The 8263-nt window shown below is 35.2% G+C and carries 9 protein-coding genes and 1 pseudogene; all 10 read right to left on the reverse strand.

All coding sequences use genetic code 11. From position 1 onward, the window contains the following. Nucleotides 1-1293 precede the first annotated feature (1293 nt). Nucleotides 1294-1575, reverse strand: coding sequence for a hypothetical protein (locus D1606_RS06545; protein WP_119415222.1), 282 nt, complete (start codon nt 1573-1575; stop codon nt 1294-1296). A gap of 5 nt (nt 1576-1580) precedes the next feature. Next, complete coding sequence (locus D1606_RS06550) at nt 1581-2135, reverse strand: hypothetical protein (protein ID WP_233548040.1); 555 nt, start codon at nt 2133-2135, stop codon at nt 1581-1583. A 228-nt stretch (nt 2136-2363) separates the two neighbouring features. Continuing rightward, nucleotides 2364-2636 carry a hypothetical protein gene (locus tag D1606_RS06555; protein ID WP_119415223.1) on the reverse strand — a complete coding sequence of 91 codons (273 nt, stop codon included), beginning with the start codon at nt 2634-2636 and terminating at the stop codon, nt 2364-2366. A 433-nt stretch (nt 2637-3069) separates the two neighbouring features. Then, nucleotides 3070-3504, reverse strand: a complete 435-nt coding sequence (locus D1606_RS06560) for an SMI1/KNR4 family protein (protein WP_119415224.1) — start codon at nt 3502-3504, stop codon at nt 3070-3072. 14 nt (nt 3505-3518) lie between these two features. Further along, nucleotides 3519-4619 (reverse strand): Nif11-like leader peptide family natural product precursor, encoded by a 1101-nt coding sequence (locus D1606_RS19050; RefSeq protein ID WP_233548041.1) that lies wholly within the window; start codon nt 4617-4619, stop codon nt 3519-3521. Nucleotides 4620-4739: 120 nt separating this feature from the next. Next, nucleotides 4740-4940 (reverse strand): annotated as a pseudogene (locus D1606_RS06570) (DNA/RNA non-specific endonuclease); the annotation flags it as partial. A 53-nt stretch (nt 4941-4993) separates the two neighbouring features. Then, nucleotides 4994-5560 carry an imm11 family protein gene (locus D1606_RS06575; protein WP_119415225.1) on the reverse strand — a complete coding sequence of 189 codons (567 nt, stop codon included), beginning with the start codon at nt 5558-5560 and terminating at the stop codon, nt 4994-4996. A 13-nt stretch (nt 5561-5573) separates the two neighbouring features. Beyond that, nucleotides 5574-6299, reverse strand: coding sequence for an AHH domain-containing protein (locus D1606_RS06580; protein WP_199670686.1), 726 nt, complete (start codon nt 6297-6299; stop codon nt 5574-5576). Between the two features lie 150 nt (nt 6300-6449). Next, on the reverse strand, nt 6450-6875 hold the full coding sequence (locus D1606_RS06585) for an SMI1/KNR4 family protein (RefSeq protein WP_119415226.1): 426 nt from the start codon (nt 6873-6875) through the stop codon (nt 6450-6452). A gap of 18 nt (nt 6876-6893) precedes the next feature. Then, a partial coding sequence (locus D1606_RS06590; protein ID WP_119415227.1) for an HNH/ENDO VII family nuclease occupies nt 6894-8263 on the reverse strand: 1370 nt, incomplete at its 5' end.

Genomic DNA, 8263 nt, shown 5'->3' on the forward strand with positions numbered 1-8263 from the left:
AGTATCTTCGAAATAACCATTCACCTTCTTTTCTATCACGTTTTCTAATGTTTAATCAAAATTATCATTAACAGCAATATACAAACAAAAAATTATGAACTTTCAGAAATTATAACATGTAAAAAAACTCCTATTAAGATTATTTTTTACTATAAATACTTATTTAAAATAGGAATTTTTACACTCTTCATATGACTAGTACCCTTGTTATTTATAATAGAAATAAAAAATTCTTAGCCTCCGAAAAGATTAAGATGATCTATACTCTATAGTGTGATTGTTTTGGTGTCTAAACAAGGAGGACTTGCTTGTAAGAAAAAAGGATCAACGAGAGATATTATAAAACCCTCATAAAGCTCTTAAAAAAATTTCGAAAAGACCGATAGGATCTCCCGAGTTGCCGTAACATATCAATGCTTAACGTGCCATGGTCACCGACTTCGGAGAAGTTTCTACTGTCTTGCCATTGCGTCAGTAGAAATTTTGCTTTCTGCACAGGCCACTGCATCAGTCTTCTCGAATTAGTATTTCGGAGCTTAATCCCCTCAACCAATTGGCTTACGGCTCGGTAGCTAACTGTCTACGCTTAAAGACAGCGATTACTCGTTGCCCTCCAAGACTCGCTACGAGTGAATGGCTAGTTCTTACTCGACGGGAATTCCACCCCTATATGTTACGACCTAGGCTCGGTCGCTCTGCCTGGCACCTAAAATTAAGAACTATGGCAAAATTGGTTCAAAAAGGATAGATAGATTGCAATCATACTGGATGTATAAAAAAGTCACTAACCTCCGAAGAGATTAAGGACTTAATCTGTAGACTATTATCTGAATTGTTTGGGTAACTGGCACCTAAAATAGTTGACGAAGCAAACAACAAAGCCGATATCGGTACGAATGGAATTGTTGTGAATTTATAATAAAAAAATAAATACAGGGGCAGTCATCTAAACGGTAAAAAAGATGCAACCTTATCACAATAACTAACTATGCATAAAAAAGGTCCTTAATCTCAAGAGAGATTTAAGGATCTTTTTTGTACTCCATCTTCAAACTGTTAAGAGAGCGGATAACTCTTCTATTCAGGCTGAATAAACGTTTCCAGAAAGCGGATAAAAAATACTTTTCTCATATTCATAAGAAAAGCCCTTAACCTCCGAAGAAATTACGGACTTAATTTGTATTCTATTTCTGAATTATTTCGTTGATTGGCAGCTTATACTATGCCATATCTTTCCTTCTATCTTTTATAAAAGAGTTGTTTGAAATGCTGCATTCAACATTTTATGCTTAATCATCTCCACCTCCAGTTTATTTTCCCATCAGGATAAACTGCAGGTATGTATATGCCCTTTCTTGTATTTTCATCATCCATGATATACCAATTGTTATCATCTAACCATTCTTCGTTATAATTAGTTTCTTCAAAATCATTTTCCTCTTCAATAATCGCTGCAAAAAAATCATTGAATTTGACTATATTTTTTGAAGGGGTAATCTCAGCAGTAATCCACATTCCTTCAATACCAATATTGCTTATATCTCCTAAAAATTCATTTAAAAAGTATAGTTTCAAACTTCTCACTCCTTAGATGATACCTTAATATATTGACTAGGAACTACACCCTTAATCAAATACTCATTATCCCTTTCGGTCCAATTAATTGCTCTATTCTTCCAAAAACCACAGGAAATAATATCTAGTTCAATTAACTTTTGAATTTGTTTTGGAGAAAGTATGACAACATCTTTTACCTTTCCAGACTGTATATCTTTCCTTAAAGCTGAAATATCTAGTTCAATTGTATTTTCCCCATAATTTCCAATAACATTATTGTTATTTGTAAAGCTAGTATAAGGACTATTAGATTTAGCTCCTTTTCTATAGCCTCCTAGTATATGCTCTGTAACAGTCACTTGTCGACCTTTGTAAAAACCATCCTTACTTGCTGGAACTAAATCACCTGAACTTGATATATTTGGTTTACTAATTCCATTTGATCTAGTTGAGGAATGAAGTAAACTATCACCTCTATATAAATTTCTTTTGTTAGTTGCAAAAGTATTATCTATTCCCTTACTCTCAACCTTCGCCATAGAAAGCGGCTGATCTTTGACCCCAGCACCATTCACCACATTGTAAGCATTCGCATAAGCTAATTGATTCCTAGGGGCATACGGCAATAAATCTAAACCAGAAAATTTTTTTGCTGCACCTTTTACTTTGCTGTCGCGGCCTTGGTAGCGACTTTCGTTGTTGCCATTCCAGTCTTTGATACAGCACCCAGACCCTTTGTTCCCACTGCAGACAATCAGAGAAAGGCTTGATTATAGCGGCCACTCAAGGTTTAGTATAAATATCTTCTAATATAATAACTCTTTAAATAAGTTTTCTGCCCTGTGTAATTCTTTTAATAAAGGATTTTGATAATCATCAAAACTATCCATATAGGCTCTCACACCACCAACAATATTTATTCTGTTTAAATCTTTATTATTTTTAAGTATTTCCAGTGCATTCTTATATCTCTTATATATTAATTGAAAAATATCTTTTTTTATTTCGTTAGGATATTCATTTTCAAGAATATTTATTACCGTTTTAACTTGGCTAGTTAATTGCACTTTCTTATCCATAAAATCCTCCTATCTACTTTTCGTATGTGATTGAATACGATCTTTTTAGTTTTGCATTTTCGACACATCGTTGGATAATTCTTCTAAAGCTTTACTTTGATTGTAATCAAATTGATGGATTTTTTCTACCGTTTCATGGGGGTGTTTACACAATCATAAATTCAACCATAAAAAGAAAAAGCCCCTAACCCCTTGAGAAATTAAGGACTTGATCTGTATCCTATTTTCTGAATTGTTTCAGTGCCAGGCACTAGATCTTAGAAGGCTTCGATTGGATGCGCGATTGCATCGATTATACTTTCGTTGTGTCAAAATATAATTAGAATTCTATTCTATCAAAAAAAGCCCTTCACCCCAGAAGTGGCTAAGGACTTAATTTGTACCCTATTGTCAGAATTGGTACCTGGTACCTAAACCTTACTGGCACCAAAACTTAACTCAAAAAGGCAGGTAACCGAATTAACCATTCTTCAAAGTTATTAGCTTCTTTTTCTATATTATTTTCTTCATGCGAATAATAATAAACTCCTGTGTTTGGACACTCACTGGAAAGAAGGCAAAAGTAGTCACCATTACCTATACTATAAAAGGGGATAAAATCTTCCTTCCATACACCTTGTTTCATTTCGTAATCATAAGTAAATTCAATAGTATCATTTCCATTCGTTTTACCATTTGATACATTTAAGATATCTCCTGGAAATGAATATTCCGACATTAACTCAATAAAAAACTTAAATTCTAATGGAAATTGACATCCAAATTTTTTTTCAATTTTGTCCCATTCACTTGCCAAAGGAGTATCTAAATTTCCTATTTCTTTGTCTAATATACCATCTAATAAATTTGCAACTTCATCTCTTGTCAATTACTCTTCCTCCTTTAAATTCCTTCGCCTGGTAGTATATACTCTTTTCCTCTTTCTTTATAATGCTCTCTAATCTCCTTGGCTCTTTGAGATGGAGTTAATTGTGAAGCTTTATTATGACGTGTATGATTTCCTTCCCCTCTATGTGTACTTTGTTCTAATTCATCTAATATCCCACCATTTTTAACAGGAACTTGTTGTCTATGGTGTGCTTCTATATTTTTAATACCATGGGTCATTTTAGTCGTTGGTCCTTTTCCTTGACGCATTCTTATAACTTCTTCTATTATTTTTGGTTTGTATCTTACTGGAGGTATAGACATGGGTGGGTCTGGATTTGGATAATTTGATGGACTTAGTTTAGCATTCCCCTTGCTCTCCATCTTCGCCAAAGAAAGCAGCTGATCTTTCACCCCAGCACCATTCACCACATTGTAAGGCACAATACCTACATTCGCATAGGCTAATTGATTCCTAGGGGAATACGGCAATAAATCGAAACCAGAAATTTTTTCTACTGCACCTTTTACCTTGCTAGCACCGGCCTTGGTAGCGACTTTCGTTGTTGCCATTCCGGTTTTTGAGACTGCACCCAATCCTTTTGTTCCCACTGCGGAAAGTCCAATGGTTCCTAATCCATAAGCAAACCATTCCGCACGGGATTTGGCGTCTCCGTTGATCACATCTCGTTCATACGAATCACGGATCGCCTTCGAAAAATAATCGAGCGTTTCGATTGGATGCGCAAGTGCGTCGATTGTACTTTCTATGGTTTTTACTGGATGCAAGACGAAATCGAATATTCCTTTTACGAATTCTTTTCCTGCTTTATAAACACCGTTTTTGATACCTTCTGCAGTTTCCCACAAGGTGAGGATTCGTTTTTGTTCATCGGTAAGATTTTCTTCACCTAGTTCTTTTGCGAGTTTCAAAAATTCTTCTAGGTTAGTTGTATTCGCCAGTTTCTTCTGTAACTCTTCTTTACTGTCTTCTCTAGAACAAGTATTTTCTAAAAGCAAGTCATCGATTTGATACTTCTTTACTGTGCCGATTGTATAGTTTTCTAGTTGTATCTTTCCACTTTTCGTATGGGATTGAATACGATCCCGTATCATGGGGGTGTTTACACAATCATAAATTCAAACATAAAAAGAAAAAGCCCCTAACCTCTTGAGAAATTAAGGACTTGATCTGTAGTCTATTTTCTGAATTGTTTCAGTGCCTGGTACCTAAAACTAATAAATAGGCTCAATTTTAACTTCCACTGTTTTCCCTACTTCTAAAGCCTTTTTCCAAGTAGTCTCTATAGCTTTGTACTCTTTTCTATTCAGAGTAGCATTCATTGGTACTAAGTTGTCAATATCACCAGAACCTTTAAAAATGCTAGCTATCAAATGCCCACCATTATCATTTGGTAATCTATCTTTTCCGCCAACAGTTCTTTGAGCATATTAATTGTCTCGGTGCCTGGTACCTAAACCTTAATAGTTTAGATAGCTTTAATTTCGTAAAATTCCAAACCTGTTAATTCATTATTTTCAATTTCTCTTTTAAATATTTCTGAAACGAAAATAGGAATTTCCTGTCTAGTTCCCAATTTGAAAACATCACTATTTTCTACTTTATTTTCATAAATTGCATATTTTCGTATATTATATATTGTCCCAACACTTTTAGTCTGTATTTCATGGTAATCTGACTCTTCTAAACAAAGCGCATCAACCACTTTAAGAATATTAGCAATATAATATTCTTCTAAACTATCTCCACTTTTCAGCTCAATAATGTCAACTGGAAAATACTCAATTTTAGTATTTAAGTTCTCCATAATAGTTTTCAATCTTCTAGATACCACAAACCATCCCATATCATTTGCAAGATAGTCAGTAAGCACATCTCCCTCACTTTTATCATAGTAAAACTTAAAACTTCCATCCCATCTATCAAAGGTTTTTCCAATTTTAAATTCGTATTGTTGAATACCTAAATCATCCTTATAATGACATACTATATCGTTTTCGCCTGAAACTTCTATGCTTATCTTATAAAATTTCATCCATATCCCCTACCTATTTTTTCTTTAACCAATACTCTTTGTAAAGCATATCTGGATTTTCCCTAACTTCACTCTTTAACCCTTCAAATAACTCTAAAAAAATTTCCTTATTTCCACGTGCAATAGCATCATATTCATTTATCCTGTCTAACACATATTCATGGTATGCATTCGGATGTCTTCCTTGATGGGGTAATAATTCTTTATTCCAAGTATCGTCTAACTCCAAGCCATACTTTTTAGTCACATTTTCTAACTGGTGAGTATACGTTTTACTTTTATTAGTTGCATAGTGGTGTTTTTGTAAAGGTTTACCACCACTCTTACTTTCCACCTTCGCCATAGAAAGCAACTGATCTTTCACCCTAGCACCATTCACTACATTGTAAGGCACAACACCTACATTGGCATAAGCTAATTGATTTCTAGGCGCGTATGGCAATAAGTTAAGATTGGAGATTTTTTCAGTAGCATTTTTCACCTTGCTGGCGCCTGCTTTGGTAGCGACTTTCGTTGTTGCCATTCCAGTTTTTGATACAGCGCCTAATCCTTTTGTTCCCACGGCGGATAGTCCGATGGTTCCTAATGCATAAGAAAACCATTCCGCACGGGATTTGGCGTCTCCGTTGATCACATCTCGTTCATATGAATCACGGATCGCCATCGATAAATAGTCAAACGTTTCGATTGGATGTGCAAGTGCATCGATTGTACTCTCTATTGTTTTTACAGGATGCAAGACGAAATCAAATAGTCCTTTTACGAAGTCTTTTCCTGCTTTGTAGGCACCGTTCTGCTACAGGTCGCTCTGCCTGGCACTTTAAACTAACGTGTTTGTACGGTTCCGTTAATTGATTCATAAGTATCCCTGGATTAACCTCATTGTTTTTTACCAGTTATCAATTCCTTCTTGAAATATGTCTATTACATAGTCATCAAATGTATTATACCTTGGGTTTAAATCTGTCCCGACCCTCTCCCAACTAAATACTCTGTTATCATTAATATCTGCACAATACATACATCTAGCAAATTCTCCCGAGTCCTCTACAACAATTAAGTTCATACCCAACCCTAATTTTCTCCATCTCTCTGTTGCATCAACTACAGATGCTCCTAAATTACCCTGAACTCCTTCAAGCTCAACTCCACATATTCCTCCTGAACCATATTTTTTTATGAAATTGCGATAACTTCGAGGAAATTTAACTCTAAGTTTTTCTTCAGCCTTATTAATATATTCTTCTGAAACTTCTCCAAAAAAATCATCTTCTTCACCATAATTTTCAATCATCTTAATAATTCTTTCATCCATAAATTAAACTCACTCCTATTATTCACTGGCACGCATTTTCCAATAGTTACTTCTAAAGTTATTATACATTTTTTCAAGTTCTGGTTTATTTCTAAAGCTCTGTCCATTTTCAGCTAAACCATGTAGCGTCGAATCGTATTTATCATGAGTTAACTCCGCAATTTCAACCATTCCACCAGGTTCTTTTTGAATTAAATGGTGTAATTCTACTTTACTTTCCACCCCATCCTTTGAAATATATGGAGATTTCCCCTTTTTCATTAATTCTCCATTCGACTTTCCTAGTGCCTTCGGATTATTAGGTACATAATTTTTATCAATCTTAATTTGGTACACTCTTCTAGATACTTCTACTTCTTTTCCACCAACTTTAACTGTTCCTTTTACTTCTACAGCAGTATACTTGTCAGCTAACCACTCTAATTCAATTTGATCAGAAGATAATTTTCTGGATTTAAGCCTCGTAACTTTATCCGTACCCTTACCGCTACCCTTAGTCTCCACCTTCACCATAGAAAGCAGCTGATCTTTGACCCCAGCACCATTCACTACATTGTAAGGCACAACACTTGCATTGGCATAGGCTAATTGATTCCTAGGGGAATACGGTAATAAATCTAAATCAGAAATTGCACCTTTTAATTTTCTAGCGGCGGCATTAGTAGCGACTTTTGTTGTTGCCATTCCGGTCTTTGATACGGCGCCCAGCCCTTTTGTTCCCACTGCAGACAATCCAATACTTCCTAATGCATAAGCAAACCATTCCGCTCGGGACTTGGCATCTCCGTTGATTACATCTCGTTCATACGACTCACGGATCGCCGTCGAAAGAAAATCGAATGTTTTGATTGGATGTGCAAGGGCATCAATTGTACTCTCTATTGTTTTTACGGGATGCAAGACGAAATTGAATAGTCCTTTTACGAAGTCTTTTCCTGCTTTATAGACACCGTTTTTGATACCTTCTGCGGTTTCCCACAAGGTAAGGAGCCTTTTTTGCTCTTCGGTTAGATTTTCATCACCAAGTTCTTTTGCAAGTTTTAAAAATTCTTCTATGGTATATGCATTTGCGAGTTTCTTTTGTAACTCTTCCTTCGTATCAGTGTCTTCTCTAGAACAAGTATTTTCTAAAAGCAAGTCATCAATTTGATACTTCTTTACTGTGCCGATTGTATAGTTTTCTAGTTGTATCTTTCCACTTTTCGTATGCGATTGGATACGATCTATGTAGTTTTGCATTTTCGACACATCGTTGGATAATTCTTCTAGAGCTTTACTTTGATTGTAATCAAATTGATGGATTTTTTCTACCGTATCTTTGATTTGGCTTTTTGCATCATCCACTTCTTCAAGAAAGAATGTATCATTTAATAGTGGTGCAGCTACAA

The organism is Rummeliibacillus sp. POC4, from assembly GCF_003576525.1.
GTDB lineage: Bacteria > Bacillota > Bacilli > Bacillales_A > Planococcaceae > Rummeliibacillus.